Source organism: Streptosporangium sp. H13245 (assembly GCF_055690525.1).
Genome location: NZ_JBSZKT010000009.1, coordinates 26,495 through 42,274 on the forward strand (window position 1 = coordinate 26,495; position 15,780 = coordinate 42,274).

General features: G+C 66.9%; 15 protein-coding genes. 10 read left to right on the plus strand and 5 right to left on the minus strand.

Annotated elements, in window-relative coordinates:
* Positions 1-57: 57 nt before the first annotated feature.
* Entirely contained in the window at positions 58-636 is a 579-nt protein-coding gene (locus ACW9TB_RS16955; protein WP_472748988.1) for a DUF4386 family protein, read from the minus strand.
* Positions 637-852: 216 nt separating this feature from the next.
* Between ACW9TB_RS16955 and ACW9TB_RS16960 the strand changes: the two genes are divergently transcribed.
* The 6 genes from ACW9TB_RS16960 (at position 853) to ACW9TB_RS16985 (ending at position 8,483) form a co-directional block, all read left to right on the plus strand.
* Positions 853-3,657, plus strand: a complete 2,805-nt coding sequence (locus ACW9TB_RS16960; protein WP_472748989.1) for an AfsR/SARP family transcriptional regulator — start codon at positions 853-855, stop codon at positions 3,655-3,657.
* Between the two features lie 210 nt (positions 3,658-3,867).
* The gene (locus ACW9TB_RS16965; RefSeq protein ID WP_472748990.1) at positions 3,868-4,464 is read left to right on the plus strand and encodes a DUF6461 domain-containing protein; all 597 of its coding nucleotides are present in this window, start codon (positions 3,868-3,870) and stop codon (positions 4,462-4,464) included.
* A gap of 99 nt (positions 4,465-4,563) precedes the next feature.
* The gene (locus tag ACW9TB_RS16970) at positions 4,564-5,400 is read left to right on the plus strand and encodes a hypothetical protein (protein ID WP_472748991.1); all 837 of its coding nucleotides are present in this window, start codon (positions 4,564-4,566) and stop codon (positions 5,398-5,400) included.
* Between the two features lie 854 nt (positions 5,401-6,254).
* Entirely contained in the window at positions 6,255-6,392 is a 138-nt protein-coding gene (locus ACW9TB_RS16975; RefSeq protein WP_472748992.1) for a hypothetical protein, read from the plus strand.
* 508 nt (positions 6,393-6,900) lie between these two features.
* Positions 6,901-7,395, plus strand: coding sequence for a SigE family RNA polymerase sigma factor (locus ACW9TB_RS16980; protein ID WP_472748993.1), 495 nt, complete (start codon positions 6,901-6,903; stop codon positions 7,393-7,395).
* Complete coding sequence (locus tag ACW9TB_RS16985; protein WP_472748994.1) at positions 7,392-8,483, plus strand: WD40 repeat domain-containing protein; 1,092 nt, start codon at positions 7,392-7,394, stop codon at positions 8,481-8,483. The genes ACW9TB_RS16980 and ACW9TB_RS16985 overlap by 4 nt, the downstream gene beginning before the upstream one ends.
* 311 nt (positions 8,484-8,794) lie before the next feature.
* Here the strand turns inward: ACW9TB_RS16985 and ACW9TB_RS16990 are convergent, their stop codons facing one another.
* The 4 genes from ACW9TB_RS16990 to ACW9TB_RS17005 form a co-directional block, all read right to left on the minus strand.
* Positions 8,795-9,457: a DUF6000 family protein gene (locus ACW9TB_RS16990; RefSeq protein ID WP_472748995.1), complete on the minus strand. Its 663-nt coding sequence runs from the start codon at positions 9,455-9,457 to the stop codon at positions 8,795-8,797.
* A 198-nt stretch (positions 9,458-9,655) separates the two neighbouring features.
* The gene (locus tag ACW9TB_RS16995) at positions 9,656-9,880 is read right to left on the minus strand and encodes a hypothetical protein (RefSeq protein ID WP_472748996.1); all 225 of its coding nucleotides are present in this window, start codon (positions 9,878-9,880) and stop codon (positions 9,656-9,658) included.
* Positions 9,881-10,907: 1,027 nt separating this feature from the next.
* Positions 10,908-11,657, minus strand: coding sequence for an Imm10 family immunity protein (locus ACW9TB_RS17000; protein WP_472748997.1), 750 nt, complete (start codon positions 11,655-11,657; stop codon positions 10,908-10,910).
* Between the two features lie 2 nt (positions 11,658-11,659).
* Positions 11,660-11,938 carry a hypothetical protein gene (locus ACW9TB_RS17005; RefSeq protein WP_472748998.1) on the minus strand — a complete coding sequence of 93 codons (279 nt, stop codon included), beginning with the start codon at positions 11,936-11,938 and terminating at the stop codon, positions 11,660-11,662.
* Positions 11,939-12,543: 605 nt separating this feature from the next.
* Between ACW9TB_RS17005 and ACW9TB_RS17010 the strand changes: the two genes are divergently transcribed.
* From ACW9TB_RS17010 to ACW9TB_RS17025, 4 genes are all read left to right on the plus strand, one after another.
* Positions 12,544-13,203: an RNA polymerase sigma factor gene (locus ACW9TB_RS17010; protein ID WP_472748999.1), complete on the plus strand. Its 660-nt coding sequence runs from the start codon at positions 12,544-12,546 to the stop codon at positions 13,201-13,203.
* A gap of 9 nt (positions 13,204-13,212) precedes the next feature.
* Positions 13,213-14,211: a CU044_5270 family protein gene (locus ACW9TB_RS17015; protein WP_472749000.1), complete on the plus strand. Its 999-nt coding sequence runs from the start codon at positions 13,213-13,215 to the stop codon at positions 14,209-14,211.
* Positions 14,212-14,395: 184 nt separating this feature from the next.
* Entirely contained in the window at positions 14,396-14,890 is a 495-nt protein-coding gene (locus ACW9TB_RS17020; protein WP_472749001.1) for a SigE family RNA polymerase sigma factor, read from the plus strand.
* A gap of 2 nt (positions 14,891-14,892) precedes the next feature.
* Positions 14,893-15,744: a hypothetical protein gene (locus ACW9TB_RS17025; protein ID WP_472749002.1), complete on the plus strand. Its 852-nt coding sequence runs from the start codon at positions 14,893-14,895 to the stop codon at positions 15,742-15,744.
* The last annotated feature ends 36 nt before the right edge of the window (positions 15,745-15,780 follow it).

The following is a 15,780-nucleotide window of genomic DNA, read 5'->3' on the forward strand; positions in this document are numbered from 1 at the left end:
GTGATCGCGACGGCCCGTCCCTCAGGGGCGTTCCTGCGATCATCGGTGGAAAACCCGTCACTTGTTGAAGCCCTTGATGAGCAGCCACAACGCCAGCACCATCTCGCTGACCGACAGCGGCGCGATCAGCACGGCGTGCGCCGGCGCGGACACCTCGACCACCCCGAAGAGCACGAGCAGAGCGTCCACCGCGTACGGCACCACCGCGACCAGCGCCCACCCGGAGATCAGCCGCGGCACCAGCGCGCCCCGCCACAGCGCCACGTTGAGCAGCGCCACGGCCAGGCAGAAGAACAGGGAGCTGACCGGATACCCCCAGGTGCCGTACGTGTCGGACCAGGAGGCATCCACGCCGGACGCGGCGACGAGCGGCCCGAGCGCCGACGGGAGCAGCAGCACGACCTCCAGCGTGCGCGCCACGACGTACCCGACGGCCACCCCCTCGCCGTGTTCGCGCAGCACCGGGAAGATCGCCGCCGGGATCATCGCGATGGCGGCGGCCATCACCACCACCAGCAGCGCCCCGGCCCGTGACCGGTCACCTGCCAGCAGTACCGCGCTCAGCACACCCGCCACGGTCGCGATGATGAAGAGGCCCCCGACGATGCGGGCCGTCGTCCGTCTGCTCGTACTCATGCTCACTCCGAAACTCAGGAACTCAGGAACTTGGAAACTCAGGAACTCGGGAACTCGGGAACTTCAGGAACTTCGGGAACTTCGGGAACAACTGAAGACAACCGAAGACGATGAGGACCGCGATGTCCGCTATGGTCCGATCGATGCGGCACCCACCCTGGCCGGGGACGGTGTGCGAACGGTGTACCGGCGGTTGGCCGGGCGAGGGGGCGGCCCGTGGTCCGGATCCGGCTGCTGGGCGGCGTGACCGCCGAGACCGACGACGGCGACCCGATCGACGTGGGCGCGGCCAGGACGCGTACCCTGCTGGCGGCCCTGGCCCTGTCGCCCGGCGTGCCCGTGCCGGTCGCGCGGCTGATCGAGCAGGTGTGGGCCGACGCGCCACCCCGTACGGTGGCCAAGACCCTGCAGTGGCACGTCGCCCGGCTGCGCGCGGCGCTGGGTCACGCCGCGATCGGCAGGGCCGGTGCCGCCTACCGGCTTGACCTGCCGCCCGAGGCCGTCGACGTGGGCCGTTTCCGCGCGTACCTGCGCGACGGCGACGCGGAGGCGGCACTCGCCGAGTGGACCGGCGACCCGCTGGCCGGAGTGGACGCGCCGGGCCTGGCCGCGGCGGTGCACGGCCTGGTGGAGGAGCGGCTCGGCGCCCTGGAGTCGGCTCTGGAACACCAGGTGGACCGCGACCCGCACCGGGCCGCCGCCACCCTGACCGGCCTGGTCACCCGCCACCCGCTCCGGGAGGGCCTGTGGGCGCTGCTGATGACCGCGCTGACCCGGTCCGGACGGCGGGCCGACGCCCTGGCCACCTACCAGCGGGCCCGCCGCCACCTGGTCGCCGAGCTCGGCATCGAGCCCGGCCCCCGGCTGCGCGACCTGGAGGCGCGGATCCTGCGCGAGAAGGAGCCCCGGGAGGGCAACCTGCCGCCGAGGCTGGACCCGCTGATCGGCCGCGACGACGCCCTGGCGGCGGTGGCCGGTGCCCTCGCCGGGGCGCCGGTGGTCACCCTGGTCGGGCCCGGCGGCATCGGCAAGACGCGGCTGGCCCTGGCGGCGGCGCTGCGGACCGGTGGCGCCGCCTGGTTCCTGGACCTGTCGGAGATCGCCGACGCCGCCGACGTGCCCCGCGTCGCGGCCGGCACGCTCGGCGTCGCGCAGCGGCCCGGCCGAGGACTGACCGAGTCGGTCGTGGCCGCGCTGGCCTCCCGTACGGCGCTGCTGGTGGTGGACAACTGCGAGCACGTACCGGACGGCGCGGCCGGATTCGTCCAGGCGGTGGCCCGGGGGTGCCCGCACGTACGGGTACTGGCCACCTCACGGGAACGGCTGGCCGTGGACGGCGAGCAGGTGGTGGCCGTCGACCCGCTGGCGCCGGGGGCCGCCGCCGAGCTGTTCCACACCCGCGCGTCCGCCACCGACCTCGGCTACGACCGCCTCGCGCACGCCGCCGACGTGGCCGACCTGTGCCGCCACCTGGACGGCATCCCGCTCGCCATCGAACTGGCCGCCGCCCGCGTCCGCAGCCACCGCCCCCGCGACCTGCTGGCCCGCCCCGGCGTGGCGACCGGTGAGCGCAGGACCGGCGCCCCCAGGCACCGCAGCCTGTACGCCGCCCTGGCCTGGTCCCACGACCTGCTCACCGACGCCGAACGCGTGACGCTGCGCGACCTGTCGGTCTTCCGCGGCCCTTTCCCGCTGGCCGCGGCCACCGCCGTGACCGGGGACGACGCCCTCCTGGGCACCCTGGTCGAACGGTCGATGGTGGCGACCGTGCCCGGGACGCGGTTCCGGTTCCGGCTGCTGGAGCCGATCCGCCGGTTCGCCGCCGCCCAGGGCCCGACCGAAGAAGCCGAGGGACGGCACGCCCGCTGGTGCCTCGTCGAGGTCGCCGAGATCGGCGTGCTGCTGCGCGGTACCCGGGAGGAGGAGGGCGTGGCCCGGCTGCGCGAGCTGTGGCCGAACCTGCGCGCCGCGTTCGGGTGGGCGTGCGCGACCGGCGACGTGACGACGGCGGACGCGCTGGTCCGCCCGGTGGTGACGGAGCTGACGCTGCGCGGCACCCAGGAGATCGGCGACTGGGCCGAGCGCCTGCTGGCCCTGCTCCCGCCAGACCAGGCCGACCTTCTGCAGGACCAAGCCGACCTTCTGACGGACCATGCTGACCTTCTGCGGGACCATGCTGCTCTTTTGCGGGACCATGCTGACCTTCTGACGGATCAGGCCGACCGGCGCGCGTTCTGGCTGCTGTGGGCGGCCGAGCGGCTCACCCAGACCGCCGACCCGGACGCCTTCGCCGCCCTGGCCGCGCCGGACCACCCGCTGGCTCGCTACGCCGCCGCCTACGTGCGCGGCGACGGGCAGGCCCTGGCGGAACTGCTGCCGTCGGCGGCGGCCGGGCTGCGCGAGCGGGAGCCGTACCTGGCGGCGTTCCTGCGGCTGAACGCGGCCGGAACGCTGCTCGGCATCGGCCGCTTCGCGCAGGTGGACGAGGCGGTAACGGTACTGGCCGCCCGCTACCGCGCGGAGGGGCCGCCGACGCTCCACCACTGGGCGCTGCAGACCCTGGCCTACTCGGCCGCGTTCCAGCGCCGCCCCGGCGACGCCGAGCGGTTCTTCGACGAGGCGGCCACGATCGACCTGCCGGAGGGCTCGCTGTCGGCGGGAAAGGCCGTCCAGGCACGTACGGCGTTCCGGCGCGGCGACCACCCGCGCGCGTACCGGTTGCTGCGTGACTACATCGACGAGCTCGTGGCCACCGACAACGTGGTCGCGGCGAGCGTGGTCTGCATCGAGTTCGTCACCATGACGGCGGCGCTCGGCCTGCGGGAGGAGGCCGAGCGGATGCTGGCCTACCTGGAGTCGCGCAACGAGTTCGGCGCGATGGCCGCGCGCCTGCTGGTGCCGTACGCGATGAGCGGGCACACGACGGACCCGGGCCTGACCGACCGGCAGGCGCTCGACTACATGGGCGCGGTCCTGGACCGGCTGACAACCAACCGGGAACGAGGAAACACCGGACGGTAACCCCTCTCCACGGCGGTAAACCGGGTTTGATCCGGTTCGACGGACACGCTTGGCGTGACGGTCAGGCCAGACCAAGCCCAGGACGATGGTCATCCTGGAGCCGGAGCGCCCTCACCGGAGGTGAATGCCGTACATGGCCATAGGGGCGGCGTGGCTGTCGGATCCGATCGTTATCGTGGCGGCACATCCGGAACAGCTGGGAGCGTACACATGGAGATCGGTTATGCCGATGTCGCCTGGCTCGCCAGGGATTACGGACTGGGCGATCTGTGGTGCCTCACTTTTGTTCGTGGGCTGGATGAGGCCGAGGCGCTTCGGCGTGCGGGTGCCGAGGAAAGAAGCATCAGGCCACTCACCTATGAGGAGCTGGTTGACGAGGGGTTGTTCCCCGACACGCTCCTGGCGGGCCGTCTGGGTGATTGGGTCGTGCTCATCGAGGAGTTTGGTTGGGACGCGCTCGACGCCTTGGAAACGCTGTCGGCCGGGTCGGAGGCCGTGTCGGTTCTGCGGCATGACTATGCGACCGATCGCTTCGCGTACGCGGTTGACGGACAGGTGGTGACCTCGTTCAACCCGATGATTCCCGCATGGCGATATGGGAGCGATCCTGATCGGCTGGTGCGCTTGATGAGGGAGGTTGGCGTTGACCCTGCGTACGCGCCGGGAGATGGGGGCGGTGAGGAGAGAACCGCCGCACACCCGGGGGTGGGCGGGGTGCTGATGCTCATGGCGCGGTTGACCGGTGTCATGTTGACTCAGGAGGTCTTGAACGGGCCGCTGCTGGGAGGCGATGTCCGAGCTCGTTGATCATGGTCGCTCGGTATGGAGAAGGTGTCTCTTGTGTTGCTCCGTCAGGGGCAGGTATGCCACAAGCCCTGATCTTGACGCACGAACCGGCTGTACGGGATGGTCATCGACGTGTCCCTGCCGAGCGATGAACCAGCGGTTGAAGTGATTTCCAGCGCGGGTGTGTCCGAGCCGCGTTCACGGTCGTGGACAGTCGTGGTGGCCATGGCCGTGCTTCTCACCGTCGGTGGAGCAGGTGCTGTCTGGTTCTCCGGAACGCGCTCGCAGAGTGTCCTTCCCCCACCGGAAGGCCCCTGGCCTGAGCAGCGTGGGTTCATGGTTCTGCAGTGTTCGGCGGAAGGGCTGACGCCGGAGACTCAGCCGGTTGTCGAGAAGTTCCTTCGCACCTTGCCGGAGATCGAGAACCTCACGGCCTACAGCAAAGCGCAGATGGAGGGAGAGCCGCTGATGACGCGCAATGTCTGCGGCGTCCAGGCGCATTTCGTGGGAACCGTTCGTGATGTGAGTGACATTCCGAAGATCGCGAAAGAGGTGGCGAAGTCGCCGGTTTCCGTGGGTCTGGTGCGGTTGCCCATCAACTTCTGGGCAGGCAAGGCGGACGTACGGGTCATGCTGACCGGCCCGGGTTCCCCCGCTCTCCTGCTCGGCAGGGAAGGAGCTCGTGTGGCGGAGAAGAAGGATATAGAGGTCATTGTCGAGAAAATTCGTCAGACAGTGGACGCTGACAAGATCTATTACGAGGACAGTGCCTTCGCGACGAAGATCAGCGACTCCTACTGCCCTGACCGTCTGTGCGGTTTCACTCCAGGTCCGGTTGATCAGGAGGCCCTCTACGTCAAGACTGATGCTCCCAGCGCAGCCGAGACGCTGAAAAGTGCTCTTGATGACATGCCGGGCGTGGACTACGTCTATCCAGTCACCCCTGACGTGCTGTGACCACCCCTGGCGATGGAGCGGGTGACGAAAATCGAACCCGCGCTGTCAGCCTGGGAAGTGCATCGATCACGCCTCGCGGAGCGGCTGACCTGGATGTCCGGCCGGTCGTGAGCGACCGTGGTTGACCCCTCGACCCCCTGGTCATCCGGGGAACAGCCTGTGACCCGGTCTTCCTCTGGCGATGACGATCTGCCCTTCCCGGAGTCTGCCTGGCCTGTCGGGACTGACGGCGGACAGGGGGATCGGTCTCTATTCAGCCGCTACGATCTGAGCCGTAAGTCGCAGCCGCACGGCGGGCTCCTTGTGGCGGCACCGCACCACCAGTTTGGAAGACTTCGGTACGCGGCCCTGTGAGCTTCCGCGCTCCAGTCAGAGGCGTCTGTGAGTCCCCGTGATTCTCCCTTGGTCCCCGGCCTTACTGGCACGCGAGTGGCACGACCAAGACGCCCTCGACCGTCTGCGCGGGGCTGAGGCACGAAGCCCTGGACCGTCGATCGCACCCGACCCCTTATGGAGACCGGCCACAGCCCGGCGATCGTGAGAGCGGTTCCACTCCGAGGCATCTTGTCTGAGGTTCAGCCTGTGGCAGGATGCCACTATGTCGATCACACGAAAGGGCTATGGCGCGTAGACGTCCGGCTCAAGTTCGCGCTGATGGCCCGTGGCGTTCGCGGGCAACCGCCACCGAAGTTCCCGCAATCCCAGGCCTGTCTTACCGAGGCCGTATCGCAGTCGCTCGTCTGCAGTACGAGCGCTATTGGCCCGGGGCAGTGGAAGAGGCGTTACGCGCCTGGTCGCTGCTCTTACGGAACCCCTGGCATCGGCTTCTCGATCCGGCGCGATCCTGCGGAGAAATGCTGTGCTGTCCCGATCCTGTCGAGCTCCGTACGCTCCTGGACGCCGTGGTTCATGTCCTGCCCAAGAAGGACGCTCACGTGCTCCGGAAGAGGATCGGCGACTTCGACGGTCTCTGGTGGCTGCCCAAGACGTGAGCGCGCAGCCGATGCCAATCCGGAGTATCCGAATGAAGGTGAAGCCACGAGGGCGGCGAGTGCATCGGTTACGGCGAGCACGCGGTGTGGCCACGGCCCGAGTCGCCGCCGACCGGGACCGGCGCCCACGCCGCACGCCCGGTCGGCGGGCGGCAGAGGGCCGGGTACGGCGCGGCGCGCCGCCGTCTTGACCACGTGAGCCGCGCTGATCTATCTGCACACCGAGAACGGGCGGATCAGATGATCGCCGACGGCATGGGAAAGCTCACCGAGGCCGTTCTCAAGAAAGAAGATCCATCGGGATCGAGCACGTAGCGGGTACGGAAGATCGAAGAGGCTCCGGAAACAGCGTCACGACAGAAGAGTTCGGCGGGCTGGGGGCGCCTCTTTCCGCCTGTAGAGGCCCGCCTGTAGAAGCTCCTGACCGATGCCTGGTCCCGCCGCCGCGTTACCCGACCGATACGCTGACGTTCCAACCTGGAACCCTTCGGCAGAGTTGTTCTGATACATGGACCGTTACGAGGGGTTCCATGAGTTCGTACGCGTTCGTCAGCAATCGCTGATGCGGACGGCGTATCTGCTCACCGGGAACGCCCATCTCGCCGAGGATCTGCTGCAGACGGTCCTCACCCGTGTCGCCGTGCACTGGGTCAAGCTCGCAGACGGCGGTAACCCCGAGGCATACGCCCGCAAAGCTCTGGTGAACCAGACCATCTCGTTGCGTCGGCGCAAGCAGGTCGAGTTGCCCGGAGCCGAACTGCCCGAGCAGGCCGAGTCGGGACAGTTGCATGATGAGGCGACCGTGCGCCGTATCGCCCTGCACCACGCGCTGGCGCAGCTCACGCCGAAGCAGCGGGCCGTGATTGTGCTGCGCTTCTACGAAGATCGCACCGAGCACGAGACCGCGCAGCTCATGGGCGTCTCAATCGGCACTGTCAAGAGCCAGACCCACTATGCGCTGTCGAAACTGCGCGCGCTCGCCCCTCAGGAGGTGTATCGATGAAAACGCTACGTGAGGATCTGCGGACGCTGGCCGAGCAGGCGCCCACCGTCGATCTGGCGGCTCGGGCGGTTCAGGGCGCCCGTAGAAGGCGAGTGAACCGCCTGGTCATGGCCACGGCCGCCGTGCTGTGCGTGATCTCCGGTGGCGGCGTCGCGCTGCTCCAGCAGGTGTCCCCCGCACCTCAAATCCTGCTCACGCCTCTGGAGACCACAGTGCTCCCACTGCCGGGGAAGGGAGTCGGACCAGCCGAGCAGGCGTACCGGCCCAGGTGCCGAAGCAACGGCGGGCAGTGCGCCGGGGGAACCTGGCGGATCGTGACGCGTGAAGGCGACACCTACGAGCTGGCCGAGGCGGCGACGGGGCCGCTGGCAGTCACGGCGGACGGCCGCAGGATCGCGTACTACAGCTCGAAGCAGCGCGGGATCGTGGTACGTGACCTGGCGAGCGGCAGGATGTGGAAGTCACCGCTGAAGCAGCCCGAGGAGGACTTCGCGGTCGAATACGCGCTGCGACTGTCGCCCAGCGGGCTACGGTTCGTCGTGTCGGGGTGGGGCGGGCGTCGAGAGCCGAACAAGCTGGTGGACGTGGAGCGCAAGACCGTGACCGACCTCGCCCGGGGGTGGTGGCCGGTGAGCGTGTCGGACGAGTCCGGACCCGTCGTGCTGGCCAAGCCGTATGACATGACCAGCCGGGTGTGGGTGCTCGGCCACGATCCGATCACCATTCAGGACTTCACGTACCACTACAGCGCTCTCGCGCCCGACGGGCGGACGCTCGTCCGGCTGGGGCAGACCTTCGATCGGAATCGAAGGCCGATGGTGCGGGAGGACGGCTCGATCGTCATCTTCGACGCGATTCGTGGCGGCAGGGAGAGCCGTGTTCCGATATCCGGCCTTCCGGAGGGATTCGCTCCTTCAAAGCTCGGGAGTTGGCTGAACGAGACGGAACTGACCGTGCTCGCCGTACCTCAGGAGCCGAACGGGCCGGCGTCGGTGCTGTACGCGGTGGACGTGCGGACGGGCGAGAGCAGGGAGCTGTTCGCGTTGCGGGACGAGGGCTCGTACGTGGTGCCGGGACTCATCCGCTGACCGCGGCCGTATCCGCGCATCACCAGGTGCAGGGCGAGGTCGGCCCCAACGTGTCTGTCAGTTTCAGGGTTGTCATCCTGCCGGAGATCATTGCCGGTGACCTGGTCTGACATCTCCGGCGGTTCGGCGAGCCGGAGCATGACGGCCTGGTCTTCGTGAGGGAGAAGGGCGCCCAGCTCCGGCGCGGCAACTTCACGAAGGTGCTCAAGGATGCCGGGCTTCCGCAGATTCACGTTCACGACCTGGCGGGTCTCCCTTGATCCTCCTCCTGACGGGTACGCAACGGGTTCGCCGCCTGGACTGGGATCGCTCTAGCGTCCAACGTGGGCGATCGTGCCGTCACCTCCGCTCATGCAGTCATCGGCGAACTGGAGCAGGCGATCGATCCAGCGTTTCGGCTCGATGGGGTCGACGTTGAGCTCCTTTAGCCATGACTGTTCCCATAGACCGCCCGGGACCAAGAAATGAGCAGCGTGGTCGGTTCCCAGGCGTTCGTCCAAGTGAAGGAGTGCGCCCATCGCCCAGGACTGGTCGTAGCGGCACTCCGGACGAGGGAGGTAGCGGTCGAGGTAGAGCACTAGAGACTCTGCATCGCTTGCCTCACCGAAGCGAGCGAAGGCGAAACAGTAACCCCTTCCCGCGTAGGGGCTAGCACTTTCCAGGAGCAGTTCGCGGAGCTTGGGACGGAACAGGGTTCGGCGGTCAAGACCTATCAGGTAGGCGGCGACAAGACGGGGTCTCCAATCCAGATTCAGCAATACACCAAGTTCATCGTCCCTGATGTCTTGTGCGTCGTGCGCAAATGAACGGGCGAACACAGCAAGTTCGACCTCGGAGAGGGTACGGAGAAAGCTGCCGCCGAGTAGTTTCAGATAGCGCGGTAGGAGGGGATTTCCCTGTGGGGTGACGCTTTCTTGCGTCGTAACGAAGCGTTGAATAAGGGGCAGTATCTCGGCTTGGCCTTCGGAGTTCATGGAGACATTCTTTCTCATCATTAGGTGTGTTTCCCCCCGTTCCGGCTTGCGGCTCCTGTCAGCGGGCGAGCCCCGCAGCTCCACGCTCACCGGTTTGGAAGATTTCGGTACACGGCTCCCCGAACTGCTGCGGTGCAGGTGAGAGGAAGTTTTCCTTGTCCGTGAGTCCCTCGGCCGCACTGGCACGCGAGCGGCACGTCACCTACGACTCTTGATCGCTGCCTCGATACGTAATCCAATTCCGACGGTCGCGAAGATGAGCGCTCCAAGGAGGGCGTTAGTAGTGAGCTCTTCTTCGATAATGAAGCCGAGGATGGGAACTGCTGCGCTCAGGGCAAGAAGTGCGTTCCCCCACCCGTCCACTGGTTGGGTGTCGTCAGTTGCCTTCCCTTGACGTGCGGCAGGATCTTCTCGTTCAGTCATGGGCTGAGCATCCCATCGGTGTGTGAGGCCAGCAAAGAGATAGACCATGCCACGCACGCCCCCGCCCGCCGGATCTTCTCGTCTGCCCTGTCCCACCCCGGAGGGGGCAACAGCTGTCAAAGCCGTCTTCGCGTGTACGTCGGCCGGTAGGCGTTCCTCGGCCATGGGATGCCAACGGTCACAGACGGCCTTGATCCGGAGGAGCTGAGATATTGGGCTCGCCTGGGGTGTGGCAGGCGGGGAGATCAGGCTTCCACCTCAACCGCCTACGGTCCTCTTGGTGCAACGTCGATCATCCCGAAGCCGAGACCCCCGCCGGAGGCGTTAGCTCCGGAACAGGCGAACAAGCGCAACGGTGATCGCGATGAGGAGGGCACTCGCACCCGCCAGCACGAGAACGAGAAAGACGAGAGCGCCTGGGTGGTTGATGATGGCCCGCTCCTGTTCGACGGGCTGATCATATGCAGGAGTTGGAACCGCAGCGGTGGCGGGTCGGTGGTCGGCGAGTACGTTGGGTACGGCGGGTACGGCGGGTACGGCGGGTACGGCGGGTACGGCGGGTGCGCGGGTCGGTGGACGGCCCGGGTCGCCGCCTGTCGGGGTCGGCGTCCACGCCGCACGCCCGGTCGGCGGGCGGCGGAGAGCCGGGTACGGCGGCGCGGCACGCCGCCGTCTTGCACCACGTGGGCCGCGCTGATCTATCTGCACGCCGAGAACGGGCGGGATCAGATGATCGCCGACGGCATGGGGAGGTTCGCTGAGGCCGCTCTCAAGAAAGATGTTCCACCGCGATCGGGTACGTAACGGGCACAGAAGATCGAAAGCGCTCCGGAAACAACCAAGGCCCCGATCTGGATTCATGTCCTGAACTGGGCCTCTGTGAGTAGAGCGGGTGACGGGAATCGAACCCGCGCTGTCAGCTTGGGAAGTGCGTCGATCACGCCTTGTGGGGCGGCTGACCTGGGCGTTGGGCCGGTAATGAGTGACCGTGGTTGACCCCTCGTCACCCTGGTTAATGGCCCGGCGATCAGAGGTGCGTGCTGGGAGGGTGTTGGTCGTGACGGCCGGACAGCAGGATCTCTCGCAGGCTGCTTCTGAGCAGTTCGACGCTGTCGTCGTCGATCTGGAGATCGATCCGGACGACGGGCTCCACGTTCAGTTCCTTCGCGGCCTCCGCGGTGAAGTGGAGCGTCAGGCGGCCGGAGTCGAGCTCGCAGTGAGTCACGCCGCCGTAGGTGGTGCCCGCCTGGTCCTCCCGGACGATGCAGTACGTGTCCATGCCCAGCTCGATCTCCTGCTCGTTCGTTTCCTCGGTGGACATCATGAAGATCAGGGCGTTCCCGGTGCCGTCCTCGTGTTCGGCCATCCCGAAAACGATCGTCTCCGGCTCCTCCTCCCGGCCGACGGTCCGCGCGACCATGGTTCCCAGAGGAGGCCAAGCGGAGCCGGGCTCGCTGTCCGCCGGTGAGGCGGGGAGGGAGCCGCCCTCAGGCAGGGGCACACCTTCGGGCCAGGCGGCGCGCATCCACGGCGGGGTGAGATCCGGCCTGCGCGGGAACATGGTCAGTTCCTCCACGTAGGCCCGGGCGGGCACCTCGACGGCCTGGGCGAAAGGCAGCTCCATCCCGAAGGTGGGCGGCATCGCGGCGGTGTAGTCCTGGGAGAAAGGCGACTCCATGCCGAAGGTCTCCATCATGGAGTTGTACGACTTCCCGCGCAGGCTGTAGCCGAGCCGGCAGACGAACCACGTCCCCTCGTCCGGCTTGTACTCGGCCACTTTCAGCCGATGGAAAAGGTCACCGAGGTCTTTGCCGTGTCGAATTTCTGGGAACCGTCCGCCATCTGATAGGTGATAGCGGTTATGCCGAAGGTGCCGAGCTGACAGCGAAGGACATCGACCTCCTGCCATCCGTCCGGGGCACCATCTCGTACAGTCCGCCCGATTTTGATGCAGAGTTCGTGCGTGAGGTCGGATGACATACTCACCGTGCCTTTTCCATTGGGCGAACGATAACAGGAGTTTATCGGGCGTCTTTCCAGGCGGTTACGTCCGGTCATGGATGCGCTCAAGCACATGCTTCGCCCGCCGGATCTTCCCGTCTGCCTCGTCCCATCCCGGAGGGTCAAGGCCGTCTTCGCGCGTATCTCAGCTGGTAGACCTTCCCCGGCCATGGGATGCCAGAGGAGTCGAGCTGTTGGACTTGCCCGGGACGTGGCGATGGGAAAATACGGCTTCCACCTCAGCCGGCCCTTTGGCGGATCGGTCGCATCGGGCCAGGCGTGCCCGTTGCTATCGCGTCAAGCATCGAGCGGGTTGCGATATGTGGGACTAGTTACCTAATGCTCGTACATGGCGTAGTTGTAGCGACTGCCGGATGTGCGGGAAGTGTCATCGTTGATATTTGCGTCGAGCGTCCCAGTAGTTCGAATGGCAGAGTCGGCGTGTGCGGCCCCACCCGTGTGACCGCAGCGCCCAGTGAAGTCGAGTGATCGTCGCCACGGGGTCAGGTTTCACCGTCGTCGACAAACGCATCACCCGCTTTCGTCCAGGCATCCTGGGCCTTCGTCGAGGAAGACAAGGAAAAGGAAGACGAGGAGGCGGGTTTTCGTCCGAGGCGGCTTTCCGTCGGGAACCCTGACGAGTCCTTCGGATAAGTACCGTCGTGACAACCATCCATGAACGGGAGCTCGCCTTGGCGGATCCCCCGCATCCCATGGCGACGCGGTCGTCAGTACACGACAGTGCCTGGCGGGCGGATCAGCGAGACGACTCATCGATCATCGAGGCGTCGCTGCGCACGCCTGAGTGCTTCGCGGAACTCTTCGACCGGCACGCTGCCGTACTGCACCGCTACGTCGTCCGACGTCTCGGTCCCGAACACGCGGAAGACGTGGTGGCCGAGACGTTCACCCGGGCGTTCGAGAAGCGACACGGATACGACTTCGGCCGCTCGGAGGCGTTGCCCTGGCTGTACGGCATCACCACGAACGTCATCGGCAGTCACCGGCGGGCGGAGGTCCGGGGTTACCGGGCACTGGCCCGCACAGGTGAGGACCCCGTGGCGGTGGCATTCGACGAGCAGGTGGTCGCCCGGGTCGCCGCCGTGGCCACTCGGAAACGACTCGCTGCCGCGCTGGCGAAGCTGGGGCGTGGTGAGCGTGACGTACTGCTGCTGATCGCCTGGGGCGATCTCACCTATGAGGAGACGGCGCGGGCGCTGGATGTGCCCATCGGCACGGTGCGCTCGCGCCTGTCACGTGCTCGCCGCAAGATCGCCCATGCTCTGGGCGGCGTCAATCCGATCAGTATGAGTTATGAGTGAGGAGACCTCGTGAACGACCTTGATCTGGTCCAGGATCTGCGCTCGGAAGTACGGCAGAGCGATCTCCGTACTCTGCGCGGCGCGCGGGAGCGACTGCTCGCCGCGATGGTTACCGCGCAGCCTCCCCGTCGGCGGCCCCGGCCCATGGTGCCGCGCCTGCTGGGTGTCGGTGCCCTCGGCCTCTCGATCGTTGTCGGTGTCACGGCCCTGCAGGGTCTCGATGGCACCGATTCGAGAGAGGGAACTGTCAGCACTCCGGTCTGGGCTCCGGCGGCCAGCGTAAGAAGCCTGGCAGAACAGGCCTCCACGATGGCCGCGAAGGTGGTGGACGTCTACCCGCGTGCCGATCAGTGGCTCTACACCAAAGGGATCGGCTACCAGTCCGGACAGGAGGGCACGTCGAAGGCGGGCAAGAAATGGACTCACGAACGCTGGCAGCAAGGTAACGGCAAGGGGATGGCGAGCCGTTACAGCGAGGGGAACACCGGGAAGAACGCCCCCCTCGTCACCGGCACCATCAAGAGAAATTCCAATGCCCCCAGGTGGGACGTCGCCTACCTGCGTTCCCTGCCCCTGGACCCGGACGCCCTGTTGAAACGCTTGAGGAAAGACGGTGAGAACCCCTCCGATCACCCCGACCTGCCGGAGGCGTGGATGCTTTTCCAGGACATCCAGCTGATTCTTCAGGAGGGCTCCCCTCCGCCTCGCCTGCGTGCCGCCCTTTACACCGTCGTGTCCGAACTGGAGGGCATCGGGATCGAGGAGAAGATGAAGGACCTGGCAGGCCGTGAAGGCGTGGGAATCTACTTGGACAGGGGGGACGGGACGCGCCACGAAGTCATCGTCGACCCGAGGAGTTACGCGTATCTCGGGGGACGAGAGATCTTCGTCGGGGGCGGCACGCAGGCTCCTCCTTCCCCCAACGGTCAGTACGCCGAAGGTGATGTGATCATCGCGTGGGCCCAGGTGGCTCGTGGCATCGTCGACCACGCCGGTGATGTGCCGTAGCACGTGAGCCGCAAGCCGGAGACTCGCTCTCCGCGATGGTTCTTCCTGCCCGAAGCGGGTGACGTGACCCAACGGGGAACGGCGGTACCCGTCTTCCCGTCTCATCTTGATGCGTGACACCTGTCATCCGAACGTGTCCCCCGGACGGTAGTCATCGCCGGGAACAACGAAACGGAGATGATGGATGGATGACGGATTCGCCGAGTATGTGGCGCACCGGCGCTTACGGCTGTGCCGGATGGCATATCTCCTCACCCAGGATTGGGGCACAGCCGAGGATTTAGTGCAGACCGCACTGTCGAAGGCATGGCTTGCCTGGCGGCGGGTCGAGGGCAACCCCGACCCGTACGTCTATCGGATCATCGTGAACACCCACGCCTCATGGTGGCGAAGGCGCTGGCGCGGGGAGGTACCGGCCGCGAGTATCCCTGAGACGGCCGATCCACGCGACACGGCCGCCGAGGTGGACGATCAGGCCGTGCTGTGGAGCGCGATCGGCACGCTTTCCCCCCGCCAACGTGCGGTGATCGTTCTGCACTACTTCGAGGGACGGACGCTCGCCCAGGTCGCGGACATCGTTGGTTGCTCACCGGGGGCGGTGAAGCGCCAGCTCAGCCGGGCCCTCACCCGTCTTCGAGTCGATCCGGACATGCAGACCATGAAGCTGGAGAGGGTTTAGCGATGAGGCACACCGAGGGTGATCTGCGCAAGCTTCTGACCGAGCACGGCCAGGAACGGGCCCACCACGGACCATCCGTTCATCTCGACGCGATCGTCAAGCGGGGCCGCCGCACACGCCGTATTCGGCGGGCGGTGATGGCCGGGACCGCGGCGGCCTTCGCCGTTGCCGCCGTCGGACTGGTGAACGGCCCGCTGACCGGGCCATCCGGGGGGACCGAGACGACGGTCGCCCAACGTCCTGTGGACTCGGCCCAGGTGCATCCCGGACCGAAGCTCCCCGAAAAGTTTCCCGTGGTGCTGGGAGCCGATAAATTCGATCTCTCCCTCATCCACTCCCAGCGGTTCAAGACGGAGGGCGTCACCTGGACGGTGACCTTCACTCCGACCAGTTTCTTCACCGGCTACAAGGTGGTCTGCGACGATCCCCAGGCTTGGGTTGTCGTCTCACAGCAGCTCAAGAGCGGCGAACCGGGCGGTACGGCCGGACGGTGCAAGGGTTCGGTGGGCGGGCACCACGACAGGCTTTCCGCGCCCTCCGACTGGCTGAGGCGTCCGCAGTCCCTGCAGGTCTGGGTCTTTCCGGCGGACGCCCCGGTCAGGGAGGTGGCGAAAGCCGTCACGGGCTGCCAGTCGCTCGGGACGTCGTCGAAGGGGTGTGACGAGACGGCCCAGTCCCACGCGCTGACGCGCCCCAAGGTGCGCGAACGCCTGCTGGCCGAGATCGGCGAACAACCAGGCGGGTGGGCCGTCGGGGTCTACGACCGCCCCACCACAGCCGAGCCCGCACCGAACGGCGAACCTTCCACGGACGCTGAACCTCCAGCGGAAAGCGCGTCCCCGCCGGCCGGCTGACAAGGAGAGCTTCGGGTGACAAGCGCGCCCCCGATC

Excerpts from the sequence above, each read along its gene's own strand:
- ACW9TB_RS16980 (WP_472748993.1), top strand. The coding sequence starts at position 6,901 with ATGGACCGTTACGAGGGGTTCCATGAGTTCGTACGCGTTCGTCAGCAA.
- ACW9TB_RS16985 (WP_472748994.1), top strand. The coding sequence starts at position 7,392 with ATGAAAACGCTACGTGAGGATCTGCGGACGCTGGCCGAGCAGGCGCCC.
- ACW9TB_RS16990 (WP_472748995.1), bottom strand. The coding sequence starts at position 9,457 with ATGAACTCCGAAGGCCAAGCCGAGATACTGCCCCTTATTCAACGCTTC.
- ACW9TB_RS16970 (WP_472748991.1), top strand. The coding sequence starts at position 4,564 with ATGGTCATCGACGTGTCCCTGCCGAGCGATGAACCAGCGGTTGAAGTG.
- ACW9TB_RS16995 (WP_472748996.1), bottom strand. The coding sequence starts at position 9,880 with ATGACTGAACGAGAAGATCCTGCCGCACGTCAAGGGAAGGCAACTGAC.
- ACW9TB_RS16975 (WP_472748992.1), top strand. The coding sequence starts at position 6,255 with ATGCTGTGCTGTCCCGATCCTGTCGAGCTCCGTACGCTCCTGGACGCC.
- ACW9TB_RS17005 (WP_472748998.1), bottom strand. The coding sequence starts at position 11,938 with ATGACCGGACGTAACCGCCTGGAAAGACGCCCGATAAACTCCTGTTAT.
- ACW9TB_RS17025 (WP_472749002.1), top strand. The coding sequence starts at position 14,893 with ATGAGGCACACCGAGGGTGATCTGCGCAAGCTTCTGACCGAGCACGGC.
- ACW9TB_RS16955 (WP_472748988.1), bottom strand. The coding sequence starts at position 636 with ATGAGTACGAGCAGACGGACGACGGCCCGCATCGTCGGGGGCCTCTTC.
- ACW9TB_RS16965 (WP_472748990.1), top strand. The coding sequence starts at position 3,868 with ATGGAGATCGGTTATGCCGATGTCGCCTGGCTCGCCAGGGATTACGGA.
- ACW9TB_RS17020 (WP_472749001.1), top strand. The coding sequence starts at position 14,396 with ATGGATGACGGATTCGCCGAGTATGTGGCGCACCGGCGCTTACGGCTG.